The following is an 18,333-nucleotide window of genomic DNA, read 5'->3' as shown; positions in this document are numbered from 1 at the left end:
TGATCGAACTCGTATCATTGGTGACAGATAGCCGCCAAGGTCGGCTATCAGGTCGCCTACCCGGAGGCGACAGCCACGCCTAGTGCCGGGGGAGGTACCGTGCCACTCTCCGAGCACGAGCAGCGCATGCTCGAACAGATCGAGAGCGCGCTCTATGCTGAGGATCCGAAGTTCGCGTCGTCCGTCCGCGGCGGGCGCCTTCGCTCGACCTCGAGTCGTCGCAGACTCCAGGCCGCGGCCTTGTTCGTCCTTGGTCTGTTTCTACTCGTCGCCGGCATCGCCGCTCCAGTGAAGCCCGGCGGCTTCCCGATCATCAGTCTGGTCGGCTTCATCGTCATGTTCGCGGCCGGCGTACTGCTGCTGGTCGGCACCTCCAAGGGCATGGCGAAGGGTGATCGGGCGGGCGGCGACGCCACGCCCGGTGGTCCAGGCGGTGGAGCGGCCGGACAGCGTGGGCGCCAACGCAAGTCCGGCGGATTCTCCGAACGCATGGAGGATCGCTTCCGGCGACGGTTCGAGCAGGATTAGCTCGCTCGTAGCCTGACAATCGCAGACAGACGGCGACGCCGCACCGATCCGGTGCGGCGTCGCCGTCTTGCGTGTGGATAACCCGGTGCCGCCGATGATCGCCACGCGCGCTCGGCGGCGGTTGCCCCACCTCTCCCCACAAGATCCCCCACTTCGCCCCATCCTTGGCTGAACTACGCGACACCTGGGCGTTTGCTGGGTGTTTCCGGGCCTTTGTCCATGCGGACTGTGCGTGTCGGCAGAACACGCAAAAAGTTCTCCACCATGGTGATAGCTGGGATGACCTGCGAAATCGCCTGAGCGGGGAGCCAGATCACCGGCAGTTTCGATTGAAAGTGGGGGAAAGTGGGGTAATGTGGAGCGCGCACTACCGGAAAGGCCGACCATCGAGGTGATCGACTAGGGAGGTATCGAGTTGTTTCTCGGTACCTACACACCTCGGCTGGACGACAAGGGGCGACTCACGTTGCCTGCGAAATTTCGAGACGATCTGGCGGGAGGGTTGATGGTCACGAAGGGTCAGGACCACAGCCTTGCCGTGTACCCCAAAGAAGAGTTCACCGCGCTCGCTCGTCGGGCCGCGGCGGCATCTCGAAGTAACCCGCAGGCGCGCGCGTTCGTCCGGGCACTTGCGGCTGGAACGGATGAACAACGTCCGGACGCACAGGGCCGGATCGTGTTGTCAGCCGAACATCGGCGTTACGCAAACCTGCAACGGGATTGCGTGGTGACCGGCTCGGTCGACTTCCTCGAAATATGGGACAAGCAGGCGTGGGACTCCTACCTCGCCGAGCACGAGGAGGATTTCTCGCAAGCGAGAGACGAGTCGCTGGGCGGAATCTTCTAGCCCCGAGCGAACGAGTGCCGCGCGGCCTCTGCCCGGACGCGGACCCTGACGTACTTCCCCGACGCCAGGTGCCGCGGTTCGGTCAGAGACCACGGGGCATTCGTCTCCGGCAACGGTTTCTTATGCAAAAGCACTTGCGGCCCAATGAGACACAATCGCGAAGCGCTCGTTGGGCCGATGGGGTGCGGGAACTCCCGCATCGGCACAGAGGAACAAGGCGACCCGTCCGCGGTGCGCGACGAAGCGAGGCAGATCCCGGGAGGTCGAGGTGAACCGTGAGCAGGACGGCCCCCGCCATGTTCCTGTTCTGCTCGGCCGGGCCGACGCGCTGCTCGGGCCCGCGCTCACCGAACCCGGCGCGGTCTATCTCGACGCGACGCTCGGTCTCGGCGGACACGCCGAGCACTTCTTACGCACCTATCCCGGCCTCCGGCTCGTCGGTCTCGATCGCGACACCGCCGCGCTGAAGCTGGCCACCGAGCGACTCGCGCCGTTCGCGGACCGAGTCACCCTGGTGCACACCCGATATGACGGGATCGCCGACGCGCTCGACCAGGCCGGGCTGTCCGCCCGCGGGTCGGTCTCCGGCATCCTGATGGATCTCGGCGTGTCGTCGATGCAACTCGACGAGGCCGAGCGCGGCTTCGCCTACTCCATCGACGCGCCGCTGGACATGCGGATGGATCCCACTACCGGCCCCACCGCCGCCGACGTGCTCAACACCTACAGCCACGGCGACCTGGCCCGGGTGCTGAAAACCTATGGCGAGGAACGCTTTGCGGGCCGGATCGCCTCCGAGGTGCTGCGCCGCCGGGCCCAGCAGCCGTTCACCACCAGCGCCGAACTGGTCGAACTGCTCTACGCGGCGATACCGGCGGCGACCCGGCGCACCGGCGGGCATCCGGCCAAGCGGACCTTCCAGGCGCTGCGGGTGGAGGTCAACCGCGAGCTCGATTCGCTGCGCGCCGCGCTGCCCGCGGCGCTCGATTCGCTGCGGATCGGCGGCCGGATCGTCGTCATGTCGTATCAGTCACTCGAAGACAAGGTGGTCAAGCAGGAGTTCGCGCCGCGCGCGGCCTCCAGGACCCCCGTCGACCTACCGGTCGAATTGCCCGGCATGGGACCGGAATTCCGGATGTTGACCCGTGGCGCGGAGAAGGCGACCGAGGCGGAGATCGAGGAAAACCCGCGGGCCGCACCCGTAAGGATGCGGGCCGCGGAGCGAATTCAGGAGGTCGGATGAGACATGAGCTCGTCCGGCGGACCGGGTGCGGGGCCTGGACAAGGGAGGCCGGATGTCCCGCACAGACTCACGAGGGGACGGCAGCAGTATGAGTGAGCGAAGCGAACGAATCATGTGCCAGCGTGCCATGCACATGCCGGAACCGAGCGCCAGCGAGGTGGAGGCATGAGCATTAGGACGCGGACCGTCGAGGCACCCGGGCGGATCGCCCGCCGGGTGCACGAATCCGAGCGGGTGAAATCGGGTGCCGCGCAACGGGCCTACGCCCGGCGCCGGACGCGTGCCGAAACCCGTTCGGACACACCCGATCTGCCGCGTCGGCAGCGATCGGCGATGGCCGGGCGCATTCCGTTCGTCGCGGCGATCATCGCGTTGCTCGGCTGCGGTCTCGCGCTCACCCTGCTGCTCACCACCCGCGCCGCGGAGGACAGCTACCAGCTCGGCGACATCAGAGCGACCAACAAGCGGCTGGCCGACGAGCGCGCCGCGCTGCAGCGCGACGTGGAGTCCGCGGATTCCGCGCCCGACCTGGCCGCCCGTGCCAGGGAGCTGGGCATGATCCCGGCCAAGGACCCGGCCCGCATCGTGGTCGCGCCCGACGGCACCGTGACGGTGATCGGTAAACCGACTCCGGCAGAGGGCCCCCCGGTGCCGCCGCTGAACGTGTCGCCCGCCGCTCCCGGCAGCGGGCAGCCGGGAAACCCGCAGGCGGCCAACATACAGGCTCGCGGTGAACGGGTGGTGCCGGTGACCACCACACCGCCGCCACCCGCCCTGCCGTCCGCGCCGGGCAACGGTGCGCAGGCGAACAACGTTCAGGTGAACGCTGCTCCGGCGAGCCCGGTTCCGGTCAGTCCGGTCCCGGCGGCCCCCGCCGCGCCGCAGCAGGCCGACGCCGCGCACCCGCCCACCGATGTCGCGCAGGCGCAGGCGGAAACAGCACAGCCACAGGCCCTTCCAGACGGAGGACAGCGGTGACACAGACCAGGCCCGCCCCGCGCCAGCGACGCGGGCCTGGTCCAGGCAAGGCTGCCAGACCACGCTCCGCACCACCGAAGAAGGACCGGCCGCAACGCAGGCGGCTCGGCGCGGGCCGGATCATCATGCTGATCGCGCTCGGCGTCGTCGCGCTGCAATTGCTGTGGATCCAAACCATCAACGCGCCAAGCCTTTCCGCGCAGGCGGCGAACCAGCGCAGCAACACCGAGGTCGACTACGCGGTGCGCGGTCCGCTCACCGACCGCAACGGCAAGTCGCTGGCGTACACCATCGCCGCGAAACAGCTGAACTTCCAGCCGATCGCGGTCCGCAAGCAGCTGGCCGACGCGAAGGCCAAAAACGACAAGGCCCCCGATCCGGACGAGCGGCTCAAGGCCATCGCCAAGACCGTGCACGACAAGCTCGGCAAGGGCGGCCCGTCGGAAGCGGATCTGCTCGCCAAGCTGCGTAGCGATGAGACGTTCCTGTACCTGGCGCGCGGCGTCGACCCGCGGATCGCTGCGGATATCCGCGCGCAGTATCCGGAGGTCGGCGCGGATTCGCAGTATCCGAGGGAGCATCCGGGCGGTTCGCTGGCCGCAAATGTGCTCGGCGCCACGGGCTGGGACGGGCACGGGCAGATCGGGCTCGAGTCCTCGCTCGACTCGGTGCTCGCGGGCACCGACGGTTCACATACGTACGACCGCGGTTCCGACGGCGCGGTCATTCCCGGCAGCTCGCGCGACAAGCAGGATGCGGTCAACGGCCACGGCGTGGAGCTGACCCTGGACTCGGACCTGCAGTACTACGTGCAACAGCAGGTGCAGCAGGCCAAGGAGATGTCGGGCGCCAACTCGGCGTCGGCGGTCGTGCTCGACGCCAAGACCGGGCAGGTGTTGTCGATGGCCAACGACAACACCTTCAATCCGCAACTGGGACCGCAGAATTGGTCCGGCGCCGACCTGGACAATCCGTCGGTGTCCAACGTGTTCGAGCCCGGTTCGGTGAACAAGATCATTACCGCGGCCGCCTCGATCGAATACGGACTGACCAATCCCGATGAGGTGCACCAGGTTCCGGGCGAGATCCGGATGGCGGGCGTGACCGTGCACGACGCGTGGGTCCACGACGTGGCGCCGTACACCACCACCGGCATCTTCGGTAAGTCTTCGAACGTGGGCACCCTGATGCTGGCCCAGCGGGTCGGCGAAGATCGGTTCGCCGACATGGTGAATCGTTTCGGACTCGGCCAGCGAACCGGCGTCGGTCTGCCGGGCGAGAGCGCCGGCGTGGTGCCCGCCCGCGATCAGTGGTCGGGCGGCACCTTCGCCAACCTGCCTATCGGGCAGGGGCTTTCGATGACCACGCTGCAGATGACGGGCATGTACCAGGCCATCGCCAACGACGGCGTGCGCATCCCGCCGCGGATCATCAAGGCCGAGATCGCGCCGGACGGCACCCGCACCGACGAGACCCAGCCCGACGGCGTGCGCGTGGTGAGCCCGCAGACCGCGGCGACGCTGCGCACCATGTTCCAGTCGGTGGTCCAGCGTGATCCGATGAACTCGAACCAGAACGGCACCGGCTGGCCCGCCGCGATCGACGGCTACCAGATCGCGGGCAAGACCGGCACCGCGCAGAAGGTCGACCCCAACTGCGGCTGCTACTCGACATCGTCGTTCTACATCACGTTCGCGGGCATCGCCCCGGCCGACAACCCGCGCTACGTCATCGGCCTGATGCTCGACAACCCCATCCGCAGCTCGGACGGCAGCGGCGGCCAGTCGGCCGCACCGTTGTTCCACAGCATCGCCTCGTGGGCGATGCAGCGCGACCGCATCCCGCCGTCGCCGGAGCCGTCCAAACGTTTCGTGCTCCAGGCGGACTGAATCCGTGCGGTCTGGGACTTACCGTAGGTGCGTTGCTGGGCCGTGACCGGCCGTCGGTAACCTGACTCGTCGTCCCAGTCCCGCCCGTATCAGAGAGGAGCAATGTGCCTGCGCAGTCCAGCCAGCACGCGCTCCGGCCCGCCCATCCGCCGGAAACCGCGCTGACCGCCGTGCTGGCGGCGACCAGTGCCGAGGCGACCGGACCCGCGCTCGCGCAGATCCACGTCACCGGCATCGAGCAGCGGTCGCAGGCCGTGCGACCCGGTGACCTGTTCACCGCGCTACCCGGCGCGCACGCGCACGGCGCCCGGTTCGCCGCCGACGCGGTCGAACGCGGTGCGGTCGCGGTGTTCACCGATGCGGCGGGCGCCGAGCTGGCCGGGGAGCTGGCCGTTCCGGTGCTGGTGCGCGAGAATCCGCGTGCGGTGCTCGGCGAGTTGTCGGCGCTGATCTACGGCAATCCGTGCGAACGGCTGCGCATCGTCGGCATCACCGGCACCTCCGGCAAGACGACCACCTCTTATCTGGTGGAGGCCGGTCTGGCCGCGGCCGGACTGTCGACGGCACTGATCGGCACCATCGAGACCAGGATCGGCGGTCGTCGGGTGCCGAGCGCGCTGACCACGCCCGAGGCGCCGCAGCTGCACGCGATGTTCGCGCTGATGGTCGAGCAGGGCGTGGACGCGGTGGTGATGGAGGTGTCCAGCCACGCGCTGGCGCTGGGCCGGGTGGACGGTGTCCGCTTCGCGGTCGGTGCGTTCACCAACCTGTCGCAGGACCACCTGGACTTCCACGCCGACTTCGAGGACTACTTCGCCGCCAAGCGCAGGCTGTTCGAGCCGACGTCGCCGATCGCCGCGCGGACCGCGGTGATCTGTATCGATGACGAGTGGGGCCGACGCCTCGCGGACGGGCTCGAAGCGCCGATCACGGTGTCCACCACCGGAACTGGCGCTTGGTCGCTGGACGGCCCGATCGCCGCCCATGGCGGCGAGCAGGAGTTCACCGCGACCGGACCGAGCGGCAATGTCGCTGTGCGACTGCGTCTTCCCGGCCGCTACAACGTGGCCAACGGGCTGCTCGCGGTCGCCGTGTGCGCGGCCGCCGGCGTCGACGCCTCGATCGCCGCGCCCGCCCTGGCCACCGTCGACGTGCCGGGCCGGATGCAGCGGGTGGAGCGCGGGCAGGACTTTCTCGCGATCGTCGACTACGCGCACAAGCCCGCCGCGCTGGAATCGGTGATCGCCACGCTGCGTGGACATCTCGCGGTGGACGCGCCGGAATCGCCGGGGCGCCTCGCCGTGGTGGTCGGGGCCGGTGGCGACCGCGACGCGGGTAAACGTCCGCTGATGGGCGCGGTAGCGGCCAAAGGCGCCGACCTGGTGATCATCACCGACGACAACCCGCGCAGCGAGGACCCGGCGCAGATCCGGGCGGCGATGCGGACCGGTGCACTGGCGGAGGCCGGCCGCGGCGAGGTGCGCGAGCTCGGCGACCGCGCCGAAGCCATTGCGGCGGCGGTGAATTGGGCTCAGCCCGGCGACGTGGTACTGGTTGCGGGTAAGGGGCACGAGGCAGGGCAGGAGATCCGGGGTGTGAAGCACCCCTTCGACGACCGCGACGTGCTCGCGGCGGCACTGGACAAGCGAAGTCCGCATGACGCGGACGCGGAGGACTTGACGGTTTCATGATCGAGATGACACTGCGGGAGATCGCGGACGTCGTCGGCGGCACGCTGCACGACGTCCCCGACCCGGAGGTGCGGGTGACCGGTTCGGTCGAATTCGATTCGCGCCGAATCGGTTCCGGTGATCTGTTCCTGGCGCTGCCCGGCGAGCGGTCCGACGGCCACGACTGGGCGGCGACGGCGGTCGCCGCCGGTGCGGTCGCGGTGCTGGCGGCACGGCCGGTGGGTGTGCCCGCCATCGTCGTCACCCCCAGCCCCGGTTCGGTGCCGTCGACTTCCGTTGCGCTGGCCGGTGATTCGGATGGTTCGGGGGCCGCAGTGCTCGCCGCGCTGGCCGACCTGGCCCGCGCCAGTGTGCAACGCCTCACTGCGGCAGGCACTCTCACCGTGATCGGAGTGACCGGCTCGTCCGGCAAAACCTCCACCAAGGACCTGCTCGCGGCCGTGCTCGCGCCGCTTGGCTCGGTGGTCGCCCCGCCCGGCTCGTTCAACAACGAGCTCGGCCACCCGTGGACCGCGTTGCGCGCCAACGCCGATACGCGTTTCCTGGTGCTCGAGATGTCCGCGCGCGGCCCCGGCCATATCGCGGCGCTCGCCGAGGTGGCGCCGCCGACCATCGGCGTGGTGCTCAACGTCGGCACCGCGCACCTCGGTGAATTCGGCAGCCGCGAGGCCATCGCCAAGACCAAAGGCGAACTGGTGCAGGCACTTCCGCCATCCGGGCTGGCTGTACTCAACGCCGACGACAACCAGGTCGCCGCGATGACCTCGCGCACCACCGCCCGCGTGGTGACCGTCGGCCAATCCGACGGCGCCGACATCCGCGCCACCGATATCCGGCTCGATGACGAAGCGCGAGCCGGATTCACCCTGCACACCTCCGTGGGCAGCATCCCGATCCACCTGGCGGTGCACGGCGAACACCAGGTCGGCAACGCGCTGTCCGCCGTCGCGGTCGCCCTCGAATGCGGCGCCGACCTCGACACCATCGCGCAGTCGCTGTCCGAAGCCCACGCCGCGTCCGCCCGCCGCATGGACGTGCAAACCACCGCGGGCGGCGTGACCGTGATCAACGACTCCTACAACGCCAACCCGGATTCCGTCCGCGCCGCCCTCAAGGCCCTGGTCACCATGTCGCGCGCGGGCGAAACCCCGCGCCGCAGCTGGGCGGTGCTCGGCGAAATGGGCGAGCTCGGTGCAGAATCCGTGATCGAGCACGACCGGATCGGCAGGCTCGCAGTGCGGTTGGACGTGCACCGGCTGATCGTGGTCGGCGACGGAAGGCCGTCCCGCGCGATGCATCAGGGAGCCGTGATGGAAGGCTCTTGGGGCGAGGAGTCGATCCTCGTGCCCGACATCGGCGCGGCCATCGCGTTGCTCGACGACGAAGTCGAGGCGGGTGATGTGGTGCTGGTCAAGGCGTCGAAGTCGGTGGGCCTCTGGGAGGTCGCCGAACACTTGATCAAATCGGAGCCATCCAGCGGACGTACGGGAAGCACGGAGGCATTGGAGTGAGCGAGCGGACCATCAATACAGCGACCGCTTGTCGTACGGCTGGGTCGAGCGCTAGTGAGGCTGAGTCGTGAGACAGATTCTATTCGCGGCGGCGATTGCGCTCGCCGTGTCGATTCTGCTGACCCCGCTGCTGATCAAGATGTTCGCCAAGCAGGGCTTCGGCCAGGAGATCCGGGTCGACGGCCCGGCCAGTCACCAGGCCAAGCGCGGCACGCCCACCATGGGCGGCGTCGCCATCATCATCGGCATGTGGGCCGGCTACCTCGGCTCGCACCTGATCGGTATCGGCTATCGGGCGGACGGGCCGTCGGCCTCGGGCCTGCTGGTCCTCGGCCTGGCCACCGCGCTCGGCGGCGTCGGCTTCGTGGACGACTTCATCAAGATCCGCAAGCAGCGCAACCTCGGCCTGACCGCCGCGGGCAAGTACCTCGGCCAGCTCACCGCGGCCGTTGTGTTCGGCGTGCTCGCACTGCAGTTCCGCGGCGCGAGCGGGCTGACCCCGGCCAGCAGGCATCTGTCCTATGTGCGCGACATCAGCACGGTGACGATGGGTGTCGTCGTGTTCCTGGTCTTCGTCTGCCTGGTGGTCGTCGCCTGGTCCAACGCGGTGAACCTCACCGACGGGCTGGACGGGCTGGCCGCCGGATCGATGAGCCTGGTGCTCGGCGGCTACGTGGTCATCACGTTCTGGCAGTACTACCACGCCTGCGAGATCAAGGCCGAGGTCGGCTGTTACAACGTGCGTGACCCGCTCGACCTGGCGCTGGTTTGCGCCGCGGGTGCCGCGGCGTGCGTCGGCTTCCTGTGGTGGAATGCCGCGCCCGCCAAGATTTTCATGGGTGATACCGGTTCGCTTGCGCTCGGCGGCATGCTGGCCGGACTGTCTATCACCACCCGGACCGAGCTGCTGATGATCGTCATCGGCGCCCTGTTCGTTGCCGAAACCCTGTCGGTCGTGCTGCAGGTGGCGGTGTACCGCACCACGCGCAACCGGCTGTTCAAGATGGCGCCGTTCCATCATCACTTCGAACTAAGCAAGTGGGCCGAGACTACGGTGATCATCAGGTTCTGGCTATTGGCCGCGATGGCTTCCGCCGTCGGGCTCGGCTTGTTCTACAGCGAATATCTCTCTGCGGTCGGGTGAACTAGCGATGGTCGAACATTCTCCTCGGGCCCTGCGATCACCAGGGCCCATGCTCGAATTCCTGCGCGGCCGTGACGTTCTCGTCGCGGGCTGGGGCATATCGGGGCGCTCGCTGATCGAGCCGCTCCGCGATATCGGCGCGCGCCCGGTGGTCACCGACGGCGGCGCCGCGGCGCTGGCCGAGGCGGCCGGGCTCGGCCTGGACATCGCCACCTGCGTGGAACTGGAAACCACCGACTGGAGCCGGTTCGCACTGGTGATCACCAGTCCGGGGTGGCGACCGGACTCACCGGTGCTCGCCGCGGCGGTCGCCGAGGGTACGCCGGTGTGGGGCGACGTCGAATTCGCCTGGTGGGTCGATCAAGCCAGGATCTACGGCCCGGTGCGCAAGTGGCTGGTGATCACCGGAACCAACGGCAAGACCACCACCACCCAGATGACGCACGCCATCCTGCGCGCCGCGGGCATCCCCAGCGTCGCGTGCGGCAACATCGGCCTGCCGATCCTGGATGCGTTGCGGCGCAACCCGGGACCGCAGGTGCTCGCCGTCGAGCTGTCCTCGTTCCAGCTGCACTGGGCGCCGTCGGTGCGTCCGGAGGCGGGCGTGGTGCTCAATGTGGCCGAGGATCACCTGGATTGGCACGGCGGCCTGGACGCGTACGCCGCCGCCAAGGCGCGGGCGCTGGTCGGCCGGGTCGGTGTGGTCGGGCTCGACGATCCGGTGGCCGCCTCGCTGGCCCGCCGTTCGAAAGCCCGTCGCACCGTTGGCTTCCGGATCGGCGTGCCGGCCGACGGTGAGCTCGGCGTGGTCGACGGCAAGCTGCTCGATCGCGCGTTCACCAAGGCCGCGATCCTGGCCGAGGTCGGCGACATCAGCCCGCCCGGGCCCGCCGGTGTCGCCGACGCGCTCGCCGCGGCCGCGCTCACCAGGGCCATCGACGTTGCGCCGCAGTTCATCCGGGAGGGGCTGATCGAGCACAAGGTCGGCCCGCACCGGTCCGCGTTCGTGCGTGAGGTCGGCGGCGTCGACTTCATCGACGACTCCAAGGCGACCAACCCGCATGCCGCGCGCACCGCGATCCTGGCGCACCCGCAGGTGGTCTGGGTGGCCGGTGGTCAGCTCAAGGGCGCGCAGATCGAGGACCTGGTCGAAGAGGTCGCCGATCGGCTGGTCGCGGTGGTGCTGATCGGGGCGGACGCGCCGGTTTTCGCGGCCGCGTTGGCGCGACACGCGCCTGAGGTCCCGGTCATCGAGCTGATCGCGGGAGACGATGCAGGGATGGGTGACGCGTCGAGAGATAAGGCCGACGCCGTGATGGCGCGTGCCGTACAGGCCGCGGCCGGGTTCGCCCGACGCGGCGACGCCGTACTGCTCGCCCCCGCGGCGGCATCGTTGGACATGTTCGCCGATTACACGCATCGGGGCCGCAGTTTCGCGGCGGCGGTGCACGCACTGGAAGACGGTGACGTCGGGCGGACACTATGACGGAAACGACGCGGCGTAAGGAACAGCAACCCCGAGCCGGCGCCAGGTTCGTGGCCTGGCTGGCGCGGCCGCTCGCGTCGTTTCATCTGGTCGTCACCATCGCCACCTTGCTGACCGTGCTCGGTTTGGTGATGGTGCTGTCCGCGTCCAGCGTCGAGGCGTATGCCGATGGGGGATCGGCGTATTCGCTGTTCATCCAGCAGGCGATGTTCGCCACGATCGGTGCCGTGCTGTTCTACCTCGCGCTGCGTATTCCACTGCGCCGGTTGCGTCAGTGGTCGTTTCCGCTGTTCGTGCTTTCGGTGCTCGGCCTGGTACTGGTGCTGGTCCCGGGGATCGGTTCCAAGGTGCAGGGTGCGCGGCGGTGGATCGACCTGGGCGTCTTCAACGTGCAGCCATCGGAAATCGTGAAAGTCACGTTGGTGGTGTGGGGCGCGCACCTGCTGGCGTCGCGTCGCTCGGAGCACGCGGGGCTGAAAGACATTCTGATGCCGCTGGTTCCGGCGGGTCTGCTGGTGTGTCTGCTCGTCGTGGTGGAGCCGAACCTGTCGACGACGATCGCGTTGGGCATGGTGATCGCGGCGCTGCTCTGGTTCGGCGGCCTGCCGCTGCGGCTGTTCGTGACGGTCGCGGTTTCCGGTCTGGTCGCGGCGACGGTGCTCGCCTTGTCGGCGGGTTATCGATCCGATCGCATGCGCGCGTTCTTCAACCCCGGCGACGACCCGCAGGGCATGGGTTATCAAGCGCGCCAAGCGCTCTACTCGCTCGCCGACGGCGGCATCTGGGGCCGCGGCCTCGGGCAGAGCCGGGCCAAGTGGAGCTACCTGCCCAACTCGCACAACGACTTCATCTTCGCCATCATCGGCGAGGAGCTCGGCTTCCTCGGCTGCGCCCTGGTGCTCGGACTGTTCGCGCTGTTCGTCTACACCGGAATTCGCATCGCCAGCCGTTCGGTCGATCCGTTCCTGCGGCTGCTCACCGCGACCGCCACGACGTGGATCACCGGTCAGGCGCTGATCAACATCGGCTACGTGGTCGGCCTGCTGCCGGTCACCGGCCTGCAGCTGCCGCTGGTGTCGGCGGGCGGTTCGTCGCTGGCCATCACCCTGTTCATGTTCGGCATCATCGCCAACGCGGCCAGGCACGAACCGGAGGCCGTCTCCGCGCTGCATGCCGGGCAAGACGGTAGGTTCAGTAAGTTGCTGCGGCTGCCCAAGCCGGAGGTGTACTCGCCGGCGCGGGCCAGCGCCGCCAGGGCGAAGTCCGCCCAGCGAAAGGCGCCACGGCCGGGCAGACAAGCGTTGCCCGCGCGGCGGCCGCAGCCGGAGCCGGGACGACGCCGCTCGCCGGAGAGTCGCGGCACCAGCTCGCTGCGGGCCACCAGAGCGTGGGAACCCAGCTACCCGGTCAACCACACAAGAGAACGAGGAAAATCTAGGTGATCTCGGTAATCGTCGCAGGCGGCGGCACGGCGGGCCATATCGAACCCGCCCTCGCGGTGGCGGACGCGCTGCGGCGGCTCGACGATTCGATCCGGGTGACCGCACTGGGCACCGAGCGCGGCCTGGAGACCAAGCTGGTTCCGGAGCGCGGCTATCCGCTCGAACTCATCCCGCCGGTGCCGTTGCCGCGTAAGCCGACTGCGGATCTGCTGCGGCTGCCCGGCCGGGTGCGCGCCTCGGTGGCGCGGACCAGGGCGGTGATCGACGCGGTCGAGGCCGATGTGATCGTCGGCTTCGGCGGATATGTGGCGCTGCCCGCGTACCTGGCCGCCGGGCCCGGTCTGCTGCGGCGCAGGCGCGCGGTGCCGGTGGTGGTGCACGAGGCGAACGCCAAGGCCGGGATCGCGAACAAGGTCGGCGCGCGCCGGGCCGCGCGAGTGCTTGCCGCAGTACCGGATTCGGGGCTGGCGGGAGCGCAGGTCGTCGGCATCCCGGTTCGCGCCGCGATCACCACGCTCGATCGAGCCGCGCTGCGGGCCGAGGCGCGGGCGCACTTCGGACTGCCCGCAGAGGGACCGGTGCTGCTGGTGTTCGGTGGCTCGCAGGGCGCGGTCAGCTTGAACGAGGCGGTGTCCGGTGCCGCGCCGCAGCTGGCCGCAGCGGGTATCTCGGTGCTGCACGCGCACGGACCCAAGAACACCCTCGATGTCGCCGCAGGAGCGGAGCCTGCGCAGCGATCCGCGGCCGGGAGTGGCGCGACCGCACCGTATGTCGCGGTGCCGTATCTTTCCCGGATGGACCTCGCCTACGCCGCCGCCGACGCGGTGGTCTGCCGATCGGGTGCGATGACCGTCGCCGAAGTGTCGGCGGTCGGGCTACCCGCCTTCTATGTGCCGCTCCCGCACGGCAACGGCGAGCAGGAACTCAATGCCAGGCCCGTCGTCCGGCAGGGCGGGGGCAGAATTGTCCCGGATTCGGAGCTGACGCCGAAATACGTGATCGATGAGGTGATTCCGCTGCTCATGGACTCCGCACGGCTGATCGAGATGGGTCGTGCCGCGGCCGGCGCCGGACATCGCGACGCCGCGGACGCGGTGGCGCGGATCGTGTTGGAGGTCGCACGTGGTTGACGAGGATCTCTCGGCGCTGCCGCCGTCGTTGGCGCGCGTGCACATGGTCGGGATCGGCGGGGCGGGCATGTCCGGCATCGCGCGAATCCTGCTGTCCCGTGGTGGTGCCGTGTCCGGCTCGGACGCCAAGGAGAGTCGCGGTGTGCTCGCGTTGCGGGCGCGTGGCGCGCAGGTGCGCATCGGCCACGACGCCAGCGCCCTCGACCTGCTGCCCGGCGGACCGACCGTGGTGGTCACCACCTACGCGGCCATCCCGAAGACCAATCCCGAACTGATGGAAGCGAATCGGCGCGACATCCCGGTGCTGCTGCGGCCCGCCGTGCTCGCCTCGCTGATGCGGGGACATCGCACCCTGCTCGTTTCGGGCACGCACGGCAAGACCTCGACCACCTCGATGCTCATCGTGTCGTTGCAGCACTGCGGCTTCGACCCGTCCTTCGCGGTCGGCGGCGAGCTGAACGAGGCAGGCACCAACGCCCACCACGGCACCGGGGACATCTTCGTCGCCGAGGCCGATGAGAGCGACGGGTCGCTGCTGCAATACGACCCGGATGTCGCGGTGGTCACCAACATCGAGTCCGATCATCTGGATTACTTCGGCACCGACGAGGCCTACGTCCAGGTCTTCGACGACTTCGCCGATCGGCTCACCGAAGGTGGGCTGCTGGTGGTCTGTTTGGACGATCCAGGCTCCTTTGCGCTGGCCGAGCGGGTCGGCGAGAAGCTGGCCGCCAAGAACATTCGTGTGCTCGGTTACGGCTCCGGCGAACTCGCCGACGCGCCGGTGCCGGTCGGCGTGCGGCTGCACAGCTGGGAGCCGCGCGATGTCGGCGGCATCGCCCAGTTCCAGCTCGACGACGAAGCGACGCCGCGCACGCTGCGATTGTCGGTGCCGGGCAGGCACATGGCGTTGAACGCACTGGCCGCGCTGCTGGCCGCCCGCGCGACGGGTGCCGATGTGGACGAAATCATCCAGGGTCTGGAGGGTTTCGGTGGCGTGCACCGCCGGTTCCAGTTCGCGGGCCGGGAGAACGGGGTGCGCGTCTTCGATGACTACGCACACCATCCGACCGAGGTGCGGGCCGTGCTCGGCGCCGCCGCCGAGCTGGTGCAGCAGGAGGCGCGCGACGGAGCGCGGTCGCGGCAGGGCCGGGTGATCGTGGTCTTCCAACCGCATCTGTACAGCCGCACCGCGACTTTCGCGCAGGACTTCGGTGCCGCGCTGAGCCTCGCGGACGAGGTTGTCGTGCTCGATGTGTACGGCGCGCGGGAGAAGCCGCTGCCCGGCGTGAATGGCGCGCTGGTCGCCCAGTCCGTCACCAAACCCGTGCACTACCAGCCGGATATGTCGCGGGTGGGCCGTCAGGTGGCCAAGCTCGCGTTGCCCGGTGACGTCGTGATCACCATGGGCGCGGGCGATGTGACCATGCTCGGCAGCCAGATCCTCGACGGTTTACGGGCGCGTCCACAGTACGGGCGGTGAGGCTCGTGCGCCGACTTCAGCGAGCGAACCAACGACACAGCCCGCCGTTGGGCACGACGGGGCCGAGCGTCAGCGAGGAGCCGTCGTGACCAGGAGCGGATCGGGGCGTGCGTCGGTGCGTGAGCGGCGTTTCGGCGCGGCGCGGTCGGTGGGTGCGCGACTCGGCCCGAACGGGTGGCGGCGGGTTCGGCTATGGGGATTGCTGGGCGTGTGCGTTCTTGCAATCGTCGGTGCGGTCGCCTGGTTCACGCCCGTGCTCTCGGTGCGCACCGTCAAGATCGAGGGCGTGGTCGCGGTGCCCGAGCAGCAGGTGCGCGAACTGCTCGAAATCCCGTCGGGGCGCTCGATGTTGCGCATCGACACCACCGCCATCGCGCGGCGGGTGGCGAGCATTCCGAAGGTGCGCTCGGCGCGCGTGCAGCGGGTCTTCCCGTCGACGGTGCGGGTGACCGTGGTCGAGCGGACTCCGGTGCTGTTCTTCGACAGTCCGCAGGGTGCGCATCTGCTCGACGCCGAGAGCGTGGAGTTCGCGATCGAGGACGCGCCGATCGGTGTGCCCAAGTTGGTCACCGATCATCCGGCCAGTGACGCGCCCGTGACCAGGGCCGCGGTGGCGGTGCTCGCCGCGCTGCCGCCCGCGCTGGTGGTTCAGGTGGACGAGGTTGTGGCGCGGTCCATTTCGGATGTTTCGTTGAATCTGAAGGACGGGCGCACGGTACTCTGGGGCGGGATGAACGACGCCGAACGCAAGTCGGCCGTCGTGCTCCCGCTGCTGACCCGCCCCGGAACGGTGTTCGATGTGTCGAGTCCCAACCTGGTCACGGTAAAGTGAGCGATACCCATTGCGCCCGCGTCGAATTGCAGTATTCGACGGGTGGCGTTCGCAGACCCTCCATGGTCACGCGAGCTGCCGCTTCCGGGCCTGACGCTCACGCCGCCGGCCCTCGCGCCGGCTACCGAGCGCCGGGGGGCAACCGTTCACCATACGTCGTGCGGCGCTGCGAGACGAGAGGGATCACACAAGATTCTGTCTTTCGTTTCGGCGCGCCTGCGCGCGTATTGCGGCGGCGGCGAATAGCGTTCCGCAGCAGTCGGATACTTGACATAACGCTAACCCTATGGTTGAGGTTTAGGGTTTGCCCGGGCGGCGGTTCGCTGAGTGAAGCCGCTCAGGCGAAACCGGCGGAGTGTCTCGAATCCGAAAACGACAGGCTTTAGATCGAAGGAAGGCGAGAGCCCATGACGCCCCCGCACAACTACCTTGCAGTGATCAAGGTCGTCGGTATCGGCGGCGGCGGTGTGAATGCCGTCAACCGGATGATCGAACAGGGCCTCAAAGGTGTCGAGTTCATCGCGGTCAACACCGACGCGCAGGCCCTGCTGATGAGCGATGCCGACGTCAAGCTCGACGTCGGCCGCGAACTCACCCGTGGCCTCGGTGCCGGCGCCGATCCCGAGGTCGGCCGGCGCGCCGCCGAGGACCACAAGGACGAGATCGAAGAGGTGCTCAAGGGCGCCGACATGGTCTTCGTCACGGCGGGCGAGGGCGGTGGCACCGGTACCGGTGGCGCCCCGGTCGTCGCCCAGATCGCGCGCAAGCTCGGCGCGTTGACCATCGGTGTCGTCACCCGCCCGTTCTCGTTCGAGGGCAAGCGGCGCGGCGGCCAGGCCGAGACCGGCATCGGCCAGCTGCGCGAGTCCTGTGACACGCTCATCGTGATCCCGAACGACCGGCTGCTGCAGCTCGGCGACGCGGCGGTGAGCCTGATGGACGCGTTCCGTTCGGCGGACGAGGTGCTGCTCAACGGTGTGCAAGGCATCACCGACCTGATCACCACCCCCGGCCTGATCAACGTCGACTTCGCCGACGTCAAGAGCGTGATGTCCGGCGCCGGTAGCGCGCTGATGGGCATCGGCTCGGCGCGCGGCGAGGGCCGGTCGGTGAAGGCGGCCGAGTCGGCGATCAACTCGCCGCTGCTGGAGGCGTCCATGGACGGTGCGCACGGCGTGCTGCTGTCCATCGCGGGCGGCTCCGACCTCGGCCTATTCGAGATCAACGAGGCCGCGTCGCTGGTCCAGGAGGCCGCGCACATCGAGGCCAACATCATCTTCGGCACGGTGATCGACGACTCGCTCGGCGACGAAGTGCGAGTCACCGTGATCGCAGCGGGTTTTGACGGTGGAGGACCCGCCCGGCGTACCTTCGAGACCACTCGGTCGGGCACCATCGGATCGGCTCGCGCAGGCGAGATCGGTCAGAACCGTCCCGCCGAGGTTGCGGCACGCAGCACCGACATAGCCGCCGCCACCGCAAGCTCGACCAGCTCCACCCGCGGCGCCGTCCCGAGCTACCGCGAAACCGAGAAGGCTCGAATGGACCCGACGTTGGCCCAAACCCGAGCCCACATCGAACCCCCCGACGACGATGACGACGACGTCGACGTCCCTTCTTTCATGCGACGGTGACCCCCAGCCACCGCACAGAACAAGCTGAACCACGAAGGCCCTGACCCCGAACGGGATCAGGGCCTTCGCCGCACCCCAGCACCGGCCCCCAGCCAAGATCTGCACTCTCTCTCGGGATCTGCACTCGCTCTAGGGCCCTAAAGCCAGTGCACATCCCGAGAGACAGTGCGGCTCTCGTCCGACACCGGCCCCTCGTCCGACAGCGTCCCGCTGCGACCGTCCGGCACCCACACACCCGCACCCCTCTGTCAGCCGATCACCGTTTCTGCGACCCTCACACCCGCTACACCGGGTGTGAGGGTTGAGGAAAGGGCGCTCAGCTAGAACAAAGAGTGCACATCGGAGCCCAGCGGCCCCGAAAACGCCCACACGACACACTCATTCCTTGAAAAGCGCTCGAGAACAGCACCACAGCCAGATGACCACCTCCGGAACGTGACATCGCGCACCTGACCGATAACTAAGGTCGGGGACCCCACCTGGCGCGCCCAGCAC

Annotated in this window: 14 protein-coding genes; all 14 read left to right on the top strand. The window is 68.7% G+C overall.

What is annotated here, in order from left to right; translation table 11 throughout:
* Window positions 1-99: 99 nt before the first annotated feature.
* The 14 genes from ABZ942_RS14480 to ftsZ all read left to right on the top strand — a co-directional run bounded on the left by ABZ942_RS14480 (window position 100) and on the right by ftsZ (window position 17,838).
* Window positions 100-528, top strand: coding sequence for a DUF3040 domain-containing protein (locus ABZ942_RS14480; protein WP_357381937.1), 429 nt, complete (start codon window positions 100-102; stop codon window positions 526-528).
* Window positions 529-943: 415 nt separating this feature from the next.
* Complete coding sequence (mraZ, locus tag ABZ942_RS14475) at window positions 944-1,375, top strand: division/cell wall cluster transcriptional repressor MraZ (RefSeq protein WP_040733463.1); 432 nt, start codon at window positions 944-946, stop codon at window positions 1,373-1,375.
* A 268-nt stretch (window positions 1,376-1,643) separates the two neighbouring features.
* The gene (gene rsmH, locus ABZ942_RS14470) at window positions 1,644-2,618 is read left to right on the top strand and encodes a 16S rRNA (cytosine(1402)-N(4))-methyltransferase RsmH (protein ID WP_357381934.1); all 975 of its coding nucleotides are present in this window, start codon (window positions 1,644-1,646) and stop codon (window positions 2,616-2,618) included.
* Between the two features lie 165 nt (window positions 2,619-2,783).
* Window positions 2,784-3,596: a hypothetical protein gene (locus ABZ942_RS14465; RefSeq protein WP_357381932.1), complete on the top strand. Its 813-nt coding sequence runs from the start codon at window positions 2,784-2,786 to the stop codon at window positions 3,594-3,596.
* A gap of 125 nt (window positions 3,597-3,721) precedes the next feature.
* Window positions 3,722-5,485 carry a penicillin-binding protein 2 gene (locus ABZ942_RS14460; protein WP_357383154.1) on the top strand — a complete coding sequence of 588 codons (1,764 nt, stop codon included), beginning with the start codon at window positions 3,722-3,724 and terminating at the stop codon, window positions 5,483-5,485.
* Window positions 5,486-5,589: 104 nt separating this feature from the next.
* Window positions 5,590-7,176: a UDP-N-acetylmuramoyl-L-alanyl-D-glutamate--2,6-diaminopimelate ligase gene (locus ABZ942_RS14455; protein ID WP_357381930.1), complete on the top strand. Its 1,587-nt coding sequence runs from the start codon at window positions 5,590-5,592 to the stop codon at window positions 7,174-7,176.
* A complete protein-coding gene (gene murF, locus ABZ942_RS14450) occupies window positions 7,173-8,687 on the top strand; it encodes a UDP-N-acetylmuramoyl-tripeptide--D-alanyl-D-alanine ligase (protein WP_357381928.1) in 1,515 nt (504 codons plus the stop codon). Before ABZ942_RS14455 ends, murF begins: the two co-directional genes overlap by 4 nt.
* Window positions 8,688-8,754: 67 nt before the next feature.
* The gene (mraY, locus tag ABZ942_RS14445) at window positions 8,755-9,831 is read left to right on the top strand and encodes a phospho-N-acetylmuramoyl-pentapeptide-transferase (RefSeq protein ID WP_150406558.1); all 1,077 of its coding nucleotides are present in this window, start codon (window positions 8,755-8,757) and stop codon (window positions 9,829-9,831) included.
* A 49-nt stretch (window positions 9,832-9,880) separates the two neighbouring features.
* Window positions 9,881-11,317 (top strand): UDP-N-acetylmuramoyl-L-alanine--D-glutamate ligase, encoded by a 1,437-nt coding sequence (gene murD, locus ABZ942_RS14440; protein ID WP_357381926.1) that lies wholly within the window; start codon window positions 9,881-9,883, stop codon window positions 11,315-11,317.
* Window positions 11,314-12,759, top strand: a complete 1,446-nt coding sequence (ftsW, locus tag ABZ942_RS14435; protein WP_357381924.1) for a putative lipid II flippase FtsW — start codon at window positions 11,314-11,316, stop codon at window positions 12,757-12,759. Before murD ends, ftsW begins: the two co-directional genes overlap by 4 nt.
* On the top strand, window positions 12,756-13,889 hold the full coding sequence (murG, locus tag ABZ942_RS14430) for an undecaprenyldiphospho-muramoylpentapeptide beta-N-acetylglucosaminyltransferase (RefSeq protein ID WP_357381922.1): 1,134 nt from the start codon (window positions 12,756-12,758) through the stop codon (window positions 13,887-13,889). The genes ftsW and murG overlap by 4 nt, the downstream gene beginning before the upstream one ends.
* A 43-nt stretch (window positions 13,890-13,932) precedes the next feature.
* On the top strand, window positions 13,933-15,372 hold the full coding sequence (gene murC, locus ABZ942_RS14425) for a UDP-N-acetylmuramate--L-alanine ligase (protein ID WP_357383152.1): 1,440 nt from the start codon (window positions 13,933-13,935) through the stop codon (window positions 15,370-15,372).
* Window positions 15,373-15,457: 85 nt separating this feature from the next.
* Window positions 15,458-16,204, top strand: coding sequence for an FtsQ-type POTRA domain-containing protein (locus ABZ942_RS14420; protein WP_357381920.1), 747 nt, complete (start codon window positions 15,458-15,460; stop codon window positions 16,202-16,204).
* A gap of 407 nt (window positions 16,205-16,611) precedes the next feature.
* Window positions 16,612-17,838, top strand: a complete 1,227-nt coding sequence (gene ftsZ, locus ABZ942_RS14415) for a cell division protein FtsZ (RefSeq protein WP_357381918.1) — start codon at window positions 16,612-16,614, stop codon at window positions 17,836-17,838.
* Window positions 17,839-18,333: the final 495 nt, after the last annotated feature.

It is taken from the genome of Nocardia sp. NPDC046473, assembly GCF_040645995.1.
Taxonomy (GTDB): domain Bacteria; phylum Actinomycetota; class Actinomycetes; order Mycobacteriales; family Mycobacteriaceae; genus Nocardia.
This window is presented reverse-complemented; position numbering and strand designations above follow the sequence as displayed.